Below are 15,996 nucleotides of genomic sequence, written 5' to 3'. Positions count from 1 at the left end.
CCGACGACGCGACGAGCCAACCCGTATTGGCGGGACCCCCTTTCAATAAGTATTTACTGCAAAGAATCGGATTTCACTATGTTGATATTTGAACACTCGCGCCCCGGACGGCGCAATTACTCTCAATCCCCGGCAACAAGTGCGGAGATAGCCGGCATTCCGGAAAACCTGATGCGTAAAGCGCCGCCGCTGCTGCCGGAAGTGTCTGAAATGGACGCTGTGCGTCATTACACCCGCTTGTCGCAAAAGAATTTCTCGATAGACACGCAGTTCTATCCGCTTGGCTCCTGTACCATGAAATATAACCCTCGAGCATGCAACTCGCTTGCGATGCTGACTCAATTTCTGGCGCGGCATCCGCGGGCGCCGGAAAGTACCGGTCAGGGATTTCTTGCCTGCATGTACGAGCTTCAGGAAATCCTGAAAGATGTAACCGGCATGGCTGGAGTATGTCTTACGCCTATGGCCGGGGCACAGGGCGAATTGATCGGGATATCGATGATTCGCGCTTATCATGAGTCGCGCGGCGATTCCGCCCGCACTGAAATCATCGTTCCCGATGCAGCGCACGGGACCAACCCCGCCACAGCGGTCATGTGCGGCTATAAGGTGGTGGAAATACCCACTGACAAAGACGGCGACGTGGATATGGAAGCGCTGAAGGCAGCGGTGGGTCCGCAAACGGCAGGGTTGATGCTGACCAATCCTTCGACGCTTGGCGTGTTCGAAAAAAACGTGGCTGAGATGAGCAAAATCGTCCACGAGGTAGGTGGATTGCTTTATTACGATGGCGCGAACCTGAACGCCATACTCGGCAAGGTGAAGCCCGGGGATATGGGGTTCGACGTCATTCACATCAATCTGCACAAGACTTTTTCAACGCCTCACGGCGGCGGCGGCCCCGGGTCAGCGCCGGTCGGGGTTGCCCCCCGGCTATTGCCATTCATGCCTGTACCGGTGGTAGCACTCGAAAACGGACTTTATCGCTGGCTTACGGAAAAGGAGATACCGCAATCCATCGGCAGACTTTCAGCGCATATGGGTAACGCGGGGGTGCTGCTCAGGGCCTATATCTACGTGCGTCTGCTCGGTGCGGAAGGAATGCATCGCGTGGCCGAGTTCGCTGCGCTTAATGCAAATTACCTGATGGCGGAACTGAGCAAGGCAGGTTTCGAGATTGCCTACCCGAACCGCCGAGCCAGCCATGAGTTTATTGTCACATTGAAAGACTTGAAGGAAAGTACAGGCGTAACCGCGATGAACGTAGCCAAGCGCCTGCTGGACAAGGGTTACCATGCCCCTACCATCTATTTTCCGCTTCTGGTGCCGGAATGCATGCTGATCGAACCGGCTGAGACTGAATCCAAGGAAACGCTTGATGCATTTGTCGCTGCGATGAAGGAAATCCTGGAAGAAGCACACTCTCAGCCAGACTTGGTAAAAAATGCGCCGCATACGACCCCCGTGCGCAGGCTGGACGACGTAAAGGCCGCGCGGGAACTGGATCTAGTATGGAAACAACACAGCGCTTGATGGTCGTTTCGATCTGAAGCACGTAAACCTTTACCATCCATCAGGCCCATGAATACACTTATTTGCGGCTCTATTGCCTACGACACCATTATGGTGTTTAACGACCATTTCAAGAACCATATCCTGCCCGAAAAAATCCATATTCTGAATGTGGCTTTTCTGGTACCGGATATGCGAAGAGAATTCGGTGGCTGCGCCGGCAATATCGCCTACAACCTGAAAATGATAGGCGGCAAGCCGCTCATCATGGCAACCGTTGGGGATGACTATCAACCATATTCGTATCGGTTAACGAGCCTGGACCTTGTGCAAACTCATATACGCCGCATTCCGGGTATATTTACCGCGCAAGCATTCATTACAACCGATCTGGCGGACAACCAGATAACCGCCTTTCATCCGGGTGCGATGAATTTTTCTCATGAAAATCACGTAGCGGACGCAAAAACCGCAAGCCTCGGCATCGTTGCCCCGGATGGGCGCGACGGCATGGTCCAGCATGCACGCGAGTTTCATGAAGCCGGCATTCCATTCATGTTCGATCCGGGTCAGGGATTACCCATGTTCAACGGGGAAGAACTTCTGGATTTTGTTCACAAGGCGGATTACGTAGCTGTTAACGACTACGAGGGTCAATTGCTGCGTGAGCGTACCGGATGTTCGCTGGAAGCGCTGGCGAAACATGTGAAGGGACTTATTGTCACAAAAGGCGGTGAAGGGTCAGTAATTTATTCTGATGGTCAACAAATTGAGATCCCGAGCGTCAGGGCAGATAAACTGGTGGACCCCACCGGATGTGGTGACGCTTTTCGCGCAGGCCTGCTTTACGGAATTACTAATGGAATGGATTGGCAGAGCACCGGGCAGCTTGGCTCCCTGATGGGCGCGTTGAAAATTGCCGAGCGCGGTGGCCAGAATCACAGCTTCACCCGGGATGAAATAGACCAGCGATACTTTGAAATTTTCGGTAGCCGCATACTATAACGGGAGGCGCAATGACACCGACCGAAAAAAGTACCTGGCGCTGCTGCTGAGGCAGCGTGTCATTATTGATGCAATAATAATGACATGAAAAACGAAATCAATACCAATAGTCGGCTGATACAGGTTTTTCGCTCCGTCCGCCTGTTGTTGCATATCGTTTCGGGTCTGGTTCAATCCGCGATTTACCCACATCTTGGTCAGGCAGCACAAAGGCGTATGGCGCAAAACTGGTGCGCCGGATTGCTCGCGATTCTATGTATCCGATTGCACTGCCGCGGCACCCCGCCCGGCGCCGGAACGCAGCGCGTGATGTTGGCGGCGAATCATGTTTCCTGGGTGGACGTGCATGCGCTCATAGCTGTATGTCCCGCACGTTTTGTAGCCAAGGCTGAAATTCGAGACTGGCCTCTGTTCGGCTGGTTGAGCCGTAACGTGGGCACCTTGTTCATTGAACGCACAAAACGCCGCGATACCGCCCGGATAAATGAACATATCGGGGATGCTTTAACAATTGGCGATCGCGTTGCGGTATTCCCCGAAGGCACTACCAGCGATGGTACTTTGCTTCGCCATTTTCATGCATCGCTGTTGCAACCCGCGGTAATGGTTGCAGCGCTGGTTTATCCGGTGGCGATACGTTATACGGACACGACAGGAGAAATCAGCAAGGCAGTGCCATACGTCAAGATTTCGCTATTGGAATCGTTACGGCAGATATTAAGTCAACCGTGGATTGACTTGGAACTGATTTTCGCCGACCCGATCAACAGCAGCGGGAAAAACCGGCGAGAACTTGCGCGAGGTGCGGAGCATGCTATTGCAGATGCCTTATCCCTTCCCCTGCCGCACAAGACACCTGAAAAATCCGCCGATCTTCAAGGCGAATAGCGGTAAGGCTTCCGCCCCACAGGCAACCTGTGTCGAGCGCTATCAAGTTATCCCTGATTTGCAGCCCCAGCGCAGACCAATGCCCGCAGACGATAATCGCTTCGCGGCTGGCGCGATTGGGCATATCGAACCATGGCAGGTAACCGGCTGGAATGTCCTGCATCAAACCCTTGTAGTCAAAATCCATTTTTCCGTCCGCAGTGCATACACGCATGCGTGTCATGGCGTTGATTACCACTCTCAGACGCTCATAACCTTCCAAGCCGTTGTCCCAATAGTCAGGCTGGTTCCCATACATATGGCGGCAAAGTTCGTGGAAATCCGGACTGCGAAGCGCAGTCTCCACTATTTTCGCCTGGAGCGAAGCTTGCGCGACGCTCCAGGAAGGCAATAAACCCGCGTGCACCATGACATAATTACCATCCGCATGCAGCAACTTCTGGTGCCGCAGCCAATGGAGCAGCTCATCCCTGTCAGGCGCATCGAGAATATCATTTAATGTATCATTCCGATGAAGGTTGACGCATCTTTCGGCCACCATGAGTAGATGCAGATCATGATTGCCCAAGACCATTATTGCTGCATCTTTTAACCCTCTGACGAAGCGCAACACAGCCAGCGAATCTGGACCCCGGTTGACAATATCCCCCACCAGCCACAGCTTGTCCTCTGCAGGGTCAAAACGAATTAGCTCAAGGAGCTCCTGAAACTCCTGATAACAACCTTGCAGATCACCTATCGCGAACGTAGCCATATTTACGGAATTAATAATTCCGGCAGATCAGATACACAAACGCGGGCATTCTTCATAAAAATAAGGGCGATATGTAATTTACCTATCGCCCTTTATCTTACTATCGAAATTGCTCAGAGATTCACTTTGACTGGCTCACCATGTAATCGACTACCGCTTTCACGTCGGCATCGGAGAGGCTCGCATTTCCGCCTTTGGGGGGCATCGCATTTTTTCCCTTAAGTGCGCTGTTGTAGAGTGTCTCGTTGCCAGCCTTGATTCGGGCGCTCCATGCAGCATTATCGCCCAGCTTGGGCGCGCCGGCGGCCCCAGTGGTGTGACAGGCAGCGCAGCTAGCGGTGTAGATTGCTTTTATTTTTTCCGGACCTTCCGCATCTGCTACTGGAGCAGCTGCCGCACTCGTTGCCGGAGGAGGAGCTACCGCGCTCGCTGGTTCGCCGGTTCCTTCACCAGATTGCGCTCCAGACTGCGAAGTATCACTTGCAAGCACCAGTTCACCCACCGGCTTCAAGCGTTGCGCCACAGTTTCATTGGAAAAAGCACGACTGTTTTGGTCTATCGGGACATCTCCAGTAACATACTTCCCCAATAGCCAAATAATCAGAACAGGAAACACGAAAGCGGCTAGAACGACCACCATCAATTGTTTTGGTGTTTTAATAATCGAGGAATGCTCTTCGTCTTCTGCGGCGCTCACGATAACTCCAGGTAAAGTGATTATTGTATAGGTTCACGCCTACCGAAGCAAAAAGTGATTTGTTACGTTGGACGCGGGGTTTAAAAAAAGCTATCCTATCGCCCGGGTCCTGGATTAGTTCTTGTCGAAGCACGTCACTAGCAAAGATGGAGGGCTACCCGAGATTCCTTTAGTCGACAAGCTTATCTATATTAGCGCCCATAGCTCAGCTGGATAGAGTACCGCCCTCCGAAGGCGGGGGTCACACGTTCGAATCGTGTTGGGCGCGCCATTCCTGAAATCGTTCCTTTTTCCCACGCCGTGCAAGCTATTTGCTGAATAACCCATTCTGAATACCGTCATATCTCAACCCGCGCGCCTAGCTCAAGAACACGATTTGCAGGTAGTTTGAAATATTCGGCAGCATTGCTGGCGTTGCGCGCCATGGTTGCAAAAACGCGTTCCCGCCACATCGCCATTCCAGCCCCGGGACTCGGCACTACGATCTCGCGACTAAGAAAAAACGACGTTTTAAGCTGCTCGAACACAAGCCCATAAGGCTCACATAGTTCGAGCGCATACGGCAGGTTGGGTTCATCCTTGAAGCCGTATCGAACGGTAATCTGGTAGCAGTTTTCCACTAATGGCTTTACGGATATTCGCTCGTCTGCTGGAACCCAGGGAGTTTCAATATACGTTACAGTCAAAAACACTACGCGCTCGTGCAAGACCTGGTTATGGGCAAGGTTATGTAAAAGCGCGTGTGGCACCCCATTTGGATCAGCCGTCAAGAAAACCGACGTACCCGCCACGCGCACCGGCGGATGCGCAGTCAGTGACTCGAGGAACGGCAGGAGTGGTATTGCCGCCGAGCGCAAGTGATCAACCAGGATGCGGCGCCCGCGATTCCACGTAACCATGACAAAATAGATAACTGCTCCAATTGCTAGCGGAAACCAGCCCCCTTGAGCGATTTTTAGAATGGTGGCGGCAAAAAATACTGTATCGATCGTCAGGAAGAATCCGGTCGCCAGAACGCATAGCAGCCACGGGTAATTCCAGGCATAACGAAGTACGAAAAAAGTAAGTATGGTTTCAATTACCATGGTAGCGGTCACGGCGACACCGTAGGCGGACGCAAGACTGGATGACGAGCCAAACCCGAGTACCGCCATGATCACGGCTGCCAGCAGCATCCAATTGACGAAGGGAATATAGATCTGGCCGATCGTTCGATCCGAAGTATGCTTGATCTGCATGCGCGGCAGGAATCCCAGCTGTATCGCCTGTCTGGTCACCGAAAAAACCCCGGAAATAACGGCTTGCGACGCAATCACTGTCGCTGCGGTAGCCAGCCCTACTGCGGGGTAGAGAGCCCAGGAGGGAAAAAGCAGGAAAAAAGGATTGGCGATTGCCAGCGGATTGGAGAGCACAAGCGCTCCCTGCCCAAGATAGTTTAGTGTAAGCGCGGGAAGGACGCATCCATACCATGCCACCCGAATCGGCTTCGGCCCAAAGTGCCCCATATCGGCATAGAGTGCCTCTCCCCCCGTCACCGCCAGCACCACGGCGCCGAAAGCAATAAACGCCAGCCAACCATTGTTGAGGCAAAAGGCGAGGGCATGAATAGGATTAAACGCTGCCAATATCTGTGGCGCAACAGCAATGTTGGCGAGGCCGGCGAGTCCCAAGGTAGTGAACCATATGAGGGTCACCGGTCCGAATAGGGTACCAATGCCTCCTGTGCCGCGCTGCTGCAGCAAAAAAAGCGCGATCAGCACAATCAACGTTATGGGAAGTACGTAGGGTTTGAGTAGGGGAGTTGCGACTTCCAGTCCTTCCACGGCGCTCAATACGGAGATCGCCGGGGTAATGACGCCGTCGCCGAAGAATAGCGCGGCACCGAACGCGCCGATGGGAAACAGGAAATTGCGCAGCCGTGGACGACCTGCGACCGAGGAGCTCGCTAACGATAGCAACGCCATGATGCCGCCCTCCCCATGATTGTCCGCTCGCAAAATCAAAGTGATGTACTTAAGCGAGACCACAATCATGAGTGCCCAAAAAATGAGCGAGATGACGCCGATTACATTGCCTTCGTTGACGGCAAGTCCATGGGCAGGGTCAAAAACAGTCTTCATGACGTATAGGGGACTTGTACCGATGTCCCCATAGACGACGCCGAGCGCAGCCAGGCTCAGCAGACCAAGGGATTGGCGGCTGGCGGTTTTTTTTGGTTCCATATTTTGGCGGGTCTTGATTGGGTATACCGGAATGCGCGGTTACCTGATGAGAAAAAAACAGTGGGTGGGGTGTCGTATATGAAGCAAAAAGTCGCGAAAACTCAAGGGGATTTTTGCGACTATAAAGGCACTGTGTACGTTTGTTAAATTCGGACGCCTGGAGGAGCTAACTTCCTGCACCCGATATCCAGGACGGCTGTTCGGTACCGGATGTAATTGATTTAATGATTACCGGTCGCGCCGGCACGTGGATGCATTGTACACGACCCCCATGCAGCCAGCACAAGCGGCCTGTTGCGGTGCTCGGAAGCGGAAATTTCACCGATGCTGCAAGAAAGCGAATGTTTTGCTTTGCTGTCCTTCCTATCCAGCTAATTGATAGCCAGCATCTTGTAATGCTACCGTACCGAGGTCGGCGCTCTCCCCTACACTTTATTCCACCTGAGGTGCAGAACAGGCTGATGCCTCGTAAACCCTGGAGATTCCATGACAAGCATGGCTATTTGATCGCAGGCTAGGTATCTAACGGCCCGTCTCCGGGTCATGATCGGTAAGTGGCGCGAGCTTCTTTTTTAAGATCAGCCGTTAACCATGTCACAGCATGTCGGGTGAAATACTGGCGCGTAAAATCGTCTCCTCTACGCCTCCCTTCGTTTTGTGGCTGAACCACCATATCGCACCCTTGCGCATGGGCCATCCTGCGGGCTCGCCGGATATAAGCACCGCTGCCACTTCCCCTAGCGTGGGTTGATGGCCCACCACCACGACTGCGCCTTTGGCTTCTGGCCAGCCAGCGGCTGCAAGAACTGCTTTCGCCGACGCGGCAGGCCCAATCTCTTTGACAGTTTCAAAATCCTCGTCAAGCGCGGCAGCAGTCTGTTGAGTCCGCACAGTTGGGCTAACTATCACGCGCGTGTTTTTGGGTAGCCTTGGCTTCAGCCATTCTGCCATCGCGCGCGCTTGTTTCACCCCTTTATCGGTCAGTTCTCGCGCAGTATCCGGAGAACCATCCTCAGCTTCGGCATGGCGCCATAGAATGAGTTCCATTGTTCCTCCCTCGGGTATGGTCGACATGATAATACTCCTGATATTTTCTCAGTATAGAAGAAACTCGACTTTCTACCGGCATACTATATGCTCGGCCATGCTAAGGATTTCAAAAAAAATCGGGTGTTCGCCAGACAGGGGCGCTTAAGGAAAGGGAAATGCTGAGGATGGGAGCTTTGGTTTGAGCGACGGGGAGTAGCGTTATATCGTGTTTTATAATGGGAAATATTATGCAAATGGCGAGCAGTTCGCCCGCCATTCCCGGCAATTAGGACTTCAATGCCGACATCGGTGCGCCAAAGTTGATGTGGAAAGGTGCGCCGTTGATGACAATTGCGGGCACCGACTTGACGCCAGCCGCTTCAGCAGCCGCGATACGATCCTTTTGCTCGCCGAGATTCACGAGTTCAACCTCGTAACGGTCGGTGTCCAGAGCGTCAGCAATCTGCCGCTCGGCTTCGACACATACAGGACAGCCAGCGTGATAAAAGGTAGCAGGTGTTTTCATAGTCGACTCTCCAAAAAATTAAATGTCAGTGGGGGCTGCCCACGTTCGCAAGAACCAGTTGATGTTACCATGCGACCGGGTATTATAGTCGCTGCCCCAACCTTGCGCCAGCCTCATCAGGATTATGCTTGACCTGAGTTTATGACGTCCTATCAGGGACGGATGAAGTATTGGGAACTCCTGCTGGTTTAAGTGCTGGGATTACTGATTGGAACGCCTTGGTTCACATCCATGTTTTTTCCGCAATTAGCGTCCGCCAGGCCGAGGGCGCTGGCTGACGTTGACGGGACCGATCACTATTTTTGTTGATTTTGCTCCCGTTGTAGTAGAAGAGCTTGCGAATACAGCGTATTTTTGCTTTCGCCACTGATCTCCGCAGATAACGTTACTGCATGTTTAAGCGGCAAGTCGCGCAACAACAGCTTCAATATATGTTGCGCCTGTTCGGGTAATTCCGCCGGGTTCGGCGCTACTGCGCCTGACACTAGCAGTACGAACTCGCCCTTTTGACGATTGGGATCTGCCTGGAGCCAGGCCGATGCGTCGCGCAGTTCGCAACTATGGATCGTCTCGAATAATTTTGTCAATTCTCTCGCAATCGTGATTCGTCTTTGATCACCCAGTACCTCAACCAGGTCGGTTAGGCACTCAAGAATGCGGTGAGGCGCCTCGTAAAATATGATGGTATATGGCTGTGATTTCAACGCTTCCAGCTCCCGCCGTCGCGGCCCACCGCTGGCTGGGAGAAAACCATAAAATAGAAAATGGGGAGCGGTGATTCCTGCTGCCGAGAGAGCACACACTGCCGCGCTGGGGCCAGGGACTGGTACCACTTTATATCCCTGTTCCCGTATCAGCTTAACGAGAATTCCCCCGGGGTCGGAGATTCCCGGGGTGCCGGCATCGGTAACGAGCGCCACTGATTGCCCTCGTGACAACAAACTGGCAACCTTGTCCACCGTGGCGTTTTCATTGTGGCGATGCAAGGCCATCATCTTTTTATTTATCGAATAATGCCTCAGCAAATTGGCGGTTGTGCGAGTATCCTCTGCGGCCATCACATCCACTGCCGAAAGTATGTCCAGCGCACGCAGGGTGATGTCGCGCAGGTTTCCTATCGGTGTGGCTACAATATATAACGTGCCCGGCGAGGGTAATTCCTTTGATTGCATTTTGCAGTGGTCGGGCTGATTGCTGGGATGCGGAGTATTGTAAAATATATCGTTTATCGACATTTGATTAACTGCGCGGTACATATATGGAACATTCAAATTGAATGGGAGCGAGGCGGAGCGCTATGCAGAAGCGTATCTTCTGCGCCATGATCTTGTTTTGCTCCAAAGGAATTATCGTTGCCGCTTTGGCGAAATTGATCTCATTATGCAAGATGGTACGACACTGGTATTCGTTGAGGTCCGTATGCGTACAAATCGCGCCTTTGGTGGCGCGGCGGGTAGCATAACTTTTGTGAAGCGGAAAAAATTATTATGTGCGGCGCGCCACTATCTTGCTGCTCTGAAGTTCGAGCCGTCCTGCCGTTTCGATGCGGTATTATTATCGGGTCAGGGCGGAAAAGAGGTTGAGTGGATCAGGAACGCATTTGGAGAATAGCAGCATATAGCGCGTGATGGAACGGCATGTGTTTGCTTGGTTTATTAATTTGACTGATATGGATCGCGGTTCGGACGAGCGACTTCAAATTGAATGAGGTTTTTTTCGGATTTTATTTACCCTATTGAGCTATTTCGTATGTAATACGAAGAGCCGACGTGGGAGTTGTGTGGTGTTTTTTGGGTTAAGCCACAAATTGGTTGGAAATTGCTGGAACTGGACCGCATGATACTGATGCGGTTATTCTTTTTTATTAGGGGTATGAATGCTTAATCGTAATTTGAAGTGGTTGCTGATATTGCTGTTTCCGTTCATTTCGGGCTGTGCTGTGCTAGTTGCGGCCGGCGTGGTGTCGGGTGTTGGCGCGGGGGCTGCGGTGTCGCAGGATCGGCGCACCAGTGGTATGTTCGTGGAGGATGAGGGGATTGAGTTTAAGAGCGGCCGACGGATCAGCGAAAAGATGGGTGGAGATGTCAATGTCAACGTCACCAGCTTCAATCGTAACGTGCTGCTTACAGGCGAGGCTCCGACCGAGGGATTGAAAAAGGAGATTGGAAAACTGGTGACGGGCGTGCAGAACGTACGGAAAGTCACCAATGAGATCGCGATAGGTGACGTAAGTTCGTTTGCTTCCCGCAGCAACGATGCATTGCTGACGTCCAAGGTCAAGGCGCGTTTTCTGGATAGCGGGGAGTTTCAGGTCAACCACGTTAAAGTCGTTACTGAGGATGCTGTGGTTTATCTGCTGGGCCTTGTAAAGGTAAGGGAGGGAGACAGTGCGGTGAACATTGCGCGATCTACAAGTGGTGTTCGGAAGGTTGTGAAAGTTTTCGAGTACCTGGATTAAGCTTTTGGGAAAGTTTGGCCAAGCAGGATACTTGTGCTTTTTCAAGATGGAAAGGCGGAGCCGTTGGGTGATATGGGTGATAAGAGGTCTCTTGTAATTACGCCTGATTTCGTCGCCAAACTTGTCAGTCTGCTTCCGGCGGATCGGATATATACGGATCCGGTGGATTGTTATGCCTATGCGTATGACAACACGCGAAAGATCTTTCCGCCGGATGCGGTGGTATTTCCGGTTACCACCGCGGAAGTACAGGCTATAGTGTCGCTTTGTAATGACTTTAAAATTCCGCTAACGCCACGTGGACGCGGCACCGGCACCTCGGGCGGAAGCCTTCCTGAACAGGGCGGGGTGGCGTTATCCCTGGAGCGGATGTTACGCATTATCAACATCGACCCCGCCAATCGTGTGATTGTGGCAGAACCCGGCGTTATCAATCAATCGGTACAGGAGGCGGCGAGGCCCCACGGCTACTTCTGGCCGCCCGATCCGTCGAGTGCGGGCTACTCAAGCATAGGGGGAAATCTGGCGACCTCCGCGGGAGGGCCACATGCCGTCAAATATGGGACGACACGCGATCACGTGCTTGGGCTCAAGGCCGTTACCGGCGCGGGAGACATAATCCGGACGGGTTGTTATACCACCAAAGGCGTAGTGGGCTATGATCTCACGCGACTTTTAATAGGGTCGGAAGGTACGCTGGCCGTTATTACGGAAGCAACACTTAAGCTTACCCCGCTCCCTCAATCTTATGGCGGGCTCACTGCGCATTACCGGGACCTTGCGAGCTGTGCCGCAGCGATAGTCCGGGTGATGGCGCTGCCGCAGACGCCCAGCGCGCTTGAATTCCTGGACGCCGGGTCGCTCAACCTGATACGTAGCCGATTCCCCGATATGCTGCCGCCTGACGCCAGCGCGATGCTGATGATTGAAATGGATGGGTCCGAGCAATATATTTCGGAATCGCGGGCGGCGATTCTTTCTGCATGTCGCAACGAAGGGCTCATCCATGCGGAGGAATCAGCGGATACCGCGAGTTTATGGCTAGCCCGTAAAACATTATCTCCGTTACTGCGCGATATTGCGCCCAAGAAGATTAATGAGGATGTGGTTGTACCGGTTTCAACACTACCTCGATTTCTCGACGGGTTGATGCAACTGAGCGGTAGATATCACATTGCCAATGTCAATTTTGGTCACGCGGGCAATGGCAATATTCATGTCAACTTGCTCGTGAATCCGGAATGCGCCGACGAGATGAGCCGTGCGGAAAAATGTCTGAACGATATATTCGATCTGGTGATCGAACTCAATGGCACGCTTTCAGGCGAGCATGGGGTGGGCAGCGAAAAACGCGCGTTTGTCGGGAAGGAGATCGATGCGCCAACGATAACGCTGATGAAAGCGATCAAACGGGTGTTTGATCCCAACAATATACTAAATCCGGGAAAGCTATTTCCCTAAGTTGCGATATTTCCTTAACCTGAGCTTATTTCGACTGTCATACTAGTGGAAATCTGGAGCTGAATCAGCTTGTGGTGCAGGCGTGCTAACTTGTCGTTCTCAATAGCTCGGAAAGATCATGGGCAAAAACATCAGCGTCCTTCTCACTGCTCACGTATAGCCGAAGCTTTCCCTTTGTGTCATAGATATAGGTGCCGGTAGAGTGATCCATGGTGTGATGTCCGGGGGATTCTCCCTCCTGTTTTTGATAAATGGCCTTGAATTCTTTTGCGACCTTTTTCGTCGCCCGGTCATCGCCATATAAACCAAGAAAGGTTGGATCAAACGCGGACAGGTATTCCTTGAGCACCGGCGCAGTATCACGTTCAGGATCCACGGTAATGAATAATACCTGAACACGAGATGCCTCCGGGCCGAGCTCTTTCATCGCAGTCGCAAGTTTGCCCATTGTGGCCGGGCATACATCAGGGCAGTGGGTATAGCCAAAAAATACTACTACCGCTTTACCCTTGAAGTCCGCAAGCGTACGCATTTTGCCGGTATGGTCGACCAGGTCGAAATCGGCACCGAAGCCGGCGTTGGTAATATCCGTCGAGAGAAATGTGGGTTTTGGGGCGTTGCCGTTACTACAGGCTGTGAGCAGGAGAGCGGCCAGAAGCGTTACCGCCGCTGGCCATATCGTGCGCGAATTGAATTGCAGGGAATTGAATTGCAAGGGTCTCACACGCTTGCTATAACCTGATGTAATGATCCACAAGCAATACCGTAAATAGTGCAGCGAGATACCAGATCGAATAACGAAACGCCTGGCGCGCGAGCTGATCGCTATAATCGAGGTATATTTTTACTGCGTAGTACAGAAATACCGCATCCAATACCAAAGCACCGGTAATATAGATGAGCCCGCTCATCTGCGTCGCATAAGGCATCAATGTGACGGCGATGAGTATCAGCGTGTATAGCAGGACATGCAAGCGCGTGAACTGATCGCCATGAGTAACCGGGAGCATCGGCATCCCCACCTTCGCGTATTCAAGCTTGCGGTACAGCGCCAGCGCCCAAAAATGTGGCGGCGTCCAGGCGAAGATTATAAGAAAAAGAAGCAGCGCGTCCGAGGACACTTCGCCTGTCACCGCCGCCCAGCCAAGCACAGGCGGCATAGCGCCGGAAGCACCGCCGATGACGATGTTTTGCGGCGTGTTGGGCTTCAGTATGACGGTATATATAATCGCGTATCCGACAAATGTCCCCAGGGTAAGCCACATGGTTAGCGGATTTACCAACTGGTGAAGCATGAGCAATCCGGCTCCGCCGATCAACGCAAGAAAAAACAAGGTTTCAGGCGACGTAACCGTTCCCTGGGGCAATGGTCGGCCACGTGTACGATTCATTATCGCATCGATCTTTTGCTCGACCAGGCAATTGACTGCCGCAGCTGCGCCGGCTACGAGCGCAATACCCAGCGTACCAAATATCAGCGCGTTTAAAGGAACGGCACCGGGTACTGCGAGAAACATGCCGATAACCGCGGTAAAGACGATAAGAGATACAACTCTAGGCTTCGTCAACCGATAGAAGTGTTGCATACGTGAGGCGGTCTGTTGCCAGGCAATGCTCGTAGTAGACATAATGTTCATCTCCTAATTCAGCGCAGGTACTATACCTGCGCTTACCGACTTCGAGGGATCAGCGCAACTCGGAATCCGTCAGCTATTGCAATGATCCGGACTTTCGTTTCAATGTTCCGTTGCGCTGGGGATATCAGATCAGTGACGCTTATCCGTCCCCATGGCATGTTCCAATTGAGAAACCTTGAGCAATCGCTTGATGTCTTTCGCCATCTTTGATGGATCCACATCTTTCGGAAAACGCATTATAAGATTTCCTATAGGATCGACAAGGTAAATATGGTCATGCTGGGAAGCCTTCGCAGGAATTGCTTTGAGCAGGTCGCTATCCTTTGCATTAATAAATAAAGTGCCTTCAAAGTCACCGGCGAGTTCGGGTGATGGGGCTTCATTATCATCAATCAGCCATAACCGCTCTATTCGTTCCCGTTCAGCATTCTGTACCATGCGCACCTGGCGCATGTAATATAGTTTTTCGCGGCATCGCTCATCGCATTTTCCGGAGTCAACTGATACTAATGCCCATTTCCCGCGAACTTGACGCATGCGAAAAATCGTCTGGTCTGTTTGATTTAAAGCGGTCCCTGTCAAAGGTTTAACTTCAAGTAGCTCACCATAATTAACGCTGTCAGGCCGCACATTGGAGAAAAACAGTGCATAAGAAGCAATAATGGGCGCGCAAAACAGCAGTAGCAATAAAATCAGCGTTCGTCTATTTTTCCTTGGGGCGATTTCGTTTGACACTTAACACCAAATAAATAATCAGTACAGCCAGCGCCATGGCAAACCACTGAAACGCATATCCAAGATTCTTGGCAGCACCCGAATCCGGTCGCACCCACTGGCGCACCAAGCCATCTTTCACGTCGTCTTTTTGCAATATCATTACCGGCTGCAGCATCAATCCCGTAGCGCGCCGGTAACGCTCAAGGTCAAGATTTTCCCAAACTTTACCCGATACAACTTCCGCTGACAGCTCCAAGGTTTTTTGTGTCGCTGTCGTTGCTAATCCTGAGACAATCACCTCGCCATTTGGTGCGGGGGCTTCCGGCAATTTATTACGGTCCCGATTTGCTGGAGCCCAACCTCGGTTCACCAGAATATGCATTGAGCTTTTACCTATCCTCAATGGGGTGATTACCTGGTAACCAGCCATACCCTGAAATATCTTATTGTCGAGGTAAATCGTGTGTACCGGCACATACTCGCCTCGTGCCTCGACCTGGCGATATTGAAAATCTTCGATCCTGACCGGGATGTCCGGCACCGCGACAGCAGGTTCTCGTGAAAGTAGATCAAGCCGTTCTTGCCGCGATTCCTTTTCCTCGGCACGGGAAAGCTGCCAATTGCCAAGCTGTATGAAGATTACTATACCGACTGTGGCTGCTATTGTTGACCATAATTTCGGCGTGAATCGCCAGCCTAAAATAGTCATTGGATAGTATGCCGAACTCGGCTAAACTTGTTCTCAGACCCAATAACTACAGGACTGACCTTGAAAATTGTCGTCGTTCTATTTCTCCTCTTTATCCTTGGTAGCCTTGCGTCCGCGCTATATTATGTAATCAAGGATAAAGGAAACGGCATACGTGCGGTTAGGTCCTTGACCCTGCGTATTGGACTATCAGTCTTTCTGTTTGCCATGCTCATGCTGGGAACCTATTTGGGATTCATACCGCTGGGTCATTAATACCCGGCGGTATGATGTACCTGCTTATACGAGCCAGTAGACGAATATGAACAGGCCCAGCCAGACCACGTCCACGAAGTGCCAGTACCAGGCGACGCCCTCAAAGCCGAAGTGATTCTCCGGCGT

18 protein-coding genes and 1 tRNA gene are annotated in these 15,996 nt (G+C 52.1%); 8 read left to right on the top strand and 11 right to left on the bottom strand.

Annotation, left to right across the window (positions count from 1 at the left end; all coding sequences use genetic code 11):
* Positions 1–78: 78 nt before the first annotated feature.
* The 3 genes from gcvPB to BUA28_RS09990 all read left to right on the top strand — a co-directional run bounded on the left by gcvPB (position 79) and on the right by BUA28_RS09990 (position 3,405).
* Positions 79–1,533: an aminomethyl-transferring glycine dehydrogenase subunit GcvPB gene (gcvPB, locus tag BUA28_RS10000; protein WP_072767979.1), complete on the top strand. Its 1,455-nt coding sequence runs from the start codon at positions 79–81 to the stop codon at positions 1,531–1,533.
* Between the two features lie 48 nt (positions 1,534–1,581).
* Positions 1,582–2,517, top strand: coding sequence for a carbohydrate kinase family protein (locus BUA28_RS09995; RefSeq protein WP_072767978.1), 936 nt, complete (start codon positions 1,582–1,584; stop codon positions 2,515–2,517).
* Between the two features lie 84 nt (positions 2,518–2,601).
* Positions 2,602–3,405, top strand: a complete 804-nt coding sequence (locus BUA28_RS09990; RefSeq protein ID WP_072767977.1) for a lysophospholipid acyltransferase family protein — start codon at positions 2,602–2,604, stop codon at positions 3,403–3,405.
* Here the strand turns inward: BUA28_RS09990 and BUA28_RS09985 are convergent.
* Positions 3,332–4,159, bottom strand: coding sequence for a symmetrical bis(5'-nucleosyl)-tetraphosphatase (locus BUA28_RS09985; RefSeq protein ID WP_072767976.1), 828 nt, complete (start codon positions 4,157–4,159; stop codon positions 3,332–3,334). The genes BUA28_RS09990 and BUA28_RS09985 overlap by 74 nt on opposite strands.
* 121 nt (positions 4,160–4,280) lie before the next feature.
* Positions 4,281–4,856 (bottom strand): c-type cytochrome, encoded by a 576-nt coding sequence (locus tag BUA28_RS09980; RefSeq protein WP_072767975.1) that lies wholly within the window; start codon positions 4,854–4,856, stop codon positions 4,281–4,283.
* Between the two features lie 194 nt (positions 4,857–5,050).
* Between BUA28_RS09980 and BUA28_RS09975 the strand changes: the two genes are divergently transcribed.
* Positions 5,051–5,127 (top strand) — tRNA-Arg (locus tag BUA28_RS09975).
* Between the two features lie 67 nt (positions 5,128–5,194).
* Here BUA28_RS09975 and BUA28_RS09970 read toward each other — a convergent pair.
* From BUA28_RS09970 to rsmI, 4 genes are all read right to left on the bottom strand, one after another.
* Positions 5,195–7,078, bottom strand: coding sequence for a potassium transporter Kup (locus BUA28_RS09970; protein WP_072767974.1), 1,884 nt, complete (start codon positions 7,076–7,078; stop codon positions 5,195–5,197).
* A 594-nt stretch (positions 7,079–7,672) separates the two neighbouring features.
* Entirely contained in the window at positions 7,673–8,125 is a 453-nt protein-coding gene (sixA, locus tag BUA28_RS09965) for a phosphohistidine phosphatase SixA (protein ID WP_072767973.1), read from the bottom strand.
* A gap of 268 nt (positions 8,126–8,393) precedes the next feature.
* A complete protein-coding gene (locus tag BUA28_RS09960) occupies positions 8,394–8,633 on the bottom strand; it encodes a thioredoxin family protein (protein ID WP_025042147.1) in 240 nt (79 codons plus the stop codon).
* 296 nt (positions 8,634–8,929) lie between these two features.
* A complete protein-coding gene (gene rsmI, locus BUA28_RS09955; RefSeq protein ID WP_072768057.1) occupies positions 8,930–9,805 on the bottom strand; it encodes a 16S rRNA (cytidine(1402)-2'-O)-methyltransferase in 876 nt (291 codons plus the stop codon).
* 100 nt (positions 9,806–9,905) lie between these two features.
* Between rsmI and BUA28_RS09950 the strand changes: the two genes are divergently transcribed.
* The 3 genes from BUA28_RS09950 to BUA28_RS09940 all read left to right on the top strand — a co-directional run bounded on the left by BUA28_RS09950 (position 9,906) and on the right by BUA28_RS09940 (position 12,552).
* Positions 9,906–10,244: a YraN family protein gene (locus BUA28_RS09950; protein WP_072767972.1), complete on the top strand. Its 339-nt coding sequence runs from the start codon at positions 9,906–9,908 to the stop codon at positions 10,242–10,244.
* A gap of 265 nt (positions 10,245–10,509) precedes the next feature.
* Positions 10,510–11,091, top strand: a complete 582-nt coding sequence (locus BUA28_RS09945; RefSeq protein WP_072767971.1) for a BON domain-containing protein — start codon at positions 10,510–10,512, stop codon at positions 11,089–11,091.
* 72 nt (positions 11,092–11,163) lie between these two features.
* Positions 11,164–12,552 carry an FAD-binding oxidoreductase gene (locus BUA28_RS09940; protein ID WP_072768056.1) on the top strand — a complete coding sequence of 463 codons (1,389 nt, stop codon included), beginning with the start codon at positions 11,164–11,166 and terminating at the stop codon, positions 12,550–12,552.
* Positions 12,553–12,637: 85 nt separating this feature from the next.
* On the opposite strand, the gene BUA28_RS09935 is transcribed toward BUA28_RS09940, so the two are convergent.
* The 4 genes from BUA28_RS09935 to BUA28_RS09920 all read right to left on the bottom strand — a co-directional run bounded on the left by BUA28_RS09935 (position 12,638) and on the right by BUA28_RS09920 (position 15,615).
* Positions 12,638–13,276, bottom strand: coding sequence for an SCO family protein (locus tag BUA28_RS09935; RefSeq protein ID WP_256598295.1), 639 nt, complete (start codon positions 13,274–13,276; stop codon positions 12,638–12,640).
* Positions 13,277–13,283: 7 nt separating this feature from the next.
* Positions 13,284–14,180: a heme o synthase gene (gene cyoE / locus BUA28_RS09930; protein WP_072767970.1), complete on the bottom strand. Its 897-nt coding sequence runs from the start codon at positions 14,178–14,180 to the stop codon at positions 13,284–13,286.
* Positions 14,181–14,318: 138 nt separating this feature from the next.
* Positions 14,319–14,924: an SCO family protein gene (locus tag BUA28_RS09925; protein ID WP_072767969.1), complete on the bottom strand. Its 606-nt coding sequence runs from the start codon at positions 14,922–14,924 to the stop codon at positions 14,319–14,321.
* Positions 14,893–15,615 carry an SURF1 family protein gene (locus BUA28_RS09920; protein ID WP_072767968.1) on the bottom strand — a complete coding sequence of 241 codons (723 nt, stop codon included), beginning with the start codon at positions 15,613–15,615 and terminating at the stop codon, positions 14,893–14,895. The genes BUA28_RS09925 and BUA28_RS09920 overlap by 32 nt, the downstream gene beginning before the upstream one ends.
* 60 nt (positions 15,616–15,675) lie before the next feature.
* Between BUA28_RS09920 and BUA28_RS09915 the strand changes: the two genes are divergently transcribed.
* Positions 15,676–15,870 carry a twin transmembrane helix small protein gene (locus BUA28_RS09915; RefSeq protein ID WP_178298006.1) on the top strand — a complete coding sequence of 65 codons (195 nt, stop codon included), beginning with the start codon at positions 15,676–15,678 and terminating at the stop codon, positions 15,868–15,870.
* A 24-nt stretch (positions 15,871–15,894) separates the two neighbouring features.
* Here BUA28_RS09915 and BUA28_RS09910 read toward each other — a convergent pair.
* Positions 15,895–15,996, bottom strand: a 102-nt coding sequence (locus BUA28_RS09910) for a cytochrome c oxidase subunit 3 (RefSeq protein WP_176767880.1), incomplete at its 5' end; no start/stop codon positions are given.

The sequence above is a fragment of the Nitrosospira sp. Nsp11 genome (assembly GCF_900142705.1).
Classification (GTDB): domain Bacteria; phylum Pseudomonadota; class Gammaproteobacteria; order Burkholderiales; family Nitrosomonadaceae; genus Nitrosospira.
The sequence above is the reverse complement of the archived record's forward strand: the minus strand, read 5'-3'. Positions and strand labels throughout refer to the sequence as shown.

Coding starts and splice junctions, on each gene's coding strand:
- BUA28_RS09960 (WP_025042147.1), bottom strand. CDS start 8,633: ATGAAAACACCTGCTACCTTTTATCACGCTGGCTGTCCTGTATGTGTC.
- BUA28_RS09995 (WP_072767978.1), top strand. CDS start 1,582: ATGAATACACTTATTTGCGGCTCTATTGCCTACGACACCATTATGGTG.
- BUA28_RS09970 (WP_072767974.1), bottom strand. CDS start 7,078: ATGGAACCAAAAAAAACCGCCAGCCGCCAATCCCTTGGTCTGCTGAGC.
- BUA28_RS09985 (WP_072767976.1), bottom strand. CDS start 4,159: ATGGCTACGTTCGCGATAGGTGATCTGCAAGGTTGTTATCAGGAGTTT.
- rsmI (WP_072768057.1), bottom strand. CDS start 9,805: ATGCAATCAAAGGAATTACCCTCGCCGGGCACGTTATATATTGTAGCC.
- BUA28_RS09990 (WP_072767977.1), top strand. CDS start 2,602: ATGAAAAACGAAATCAATACCAATAGTCGGCTGATACAGGTTTTTCGC.
- BUA28_RS09945 (WP_072767971.1), top strand. CDS start 10,510: ATGCTTAATCGTAATTTGAAGTGGTTGCTGATATTGCTGTTTCCGTTC.
- BUA28_RS09920 (WP_072767968.1), bottom strand. CDS start 15,615: ATGACTATTTTAGGCTGGCGATTCACGCCGAAATTATGGTCAACAATA.
- cyoE (WP_072767970.1), bottom strand. CDS start 14,180: ATGTCTACTACGAGCATTGCCTGGCAACAGACCGCCTCACGTATGCAA.
- gcvPB (WP_072767979.1), top strand. CDS start 79: ATGTTGATATTTGAACACTCGCGCCCCGGACGGCGCAATTACTCTCAA.
- sixA (WP_072767973.1), bottom strand. CDS start 8,125: ATGGAACTCATTCTATGGCGCCATGCCGAAGCTGAGGATGGTTCTCCG.
- BUA28_RS09940 (WP_072768056.1), top strand. CDS start 11,164: ATGGGTGATAAGAGGTCTCTTGTAATTACGCCTGATTTCGTCGCCAAA.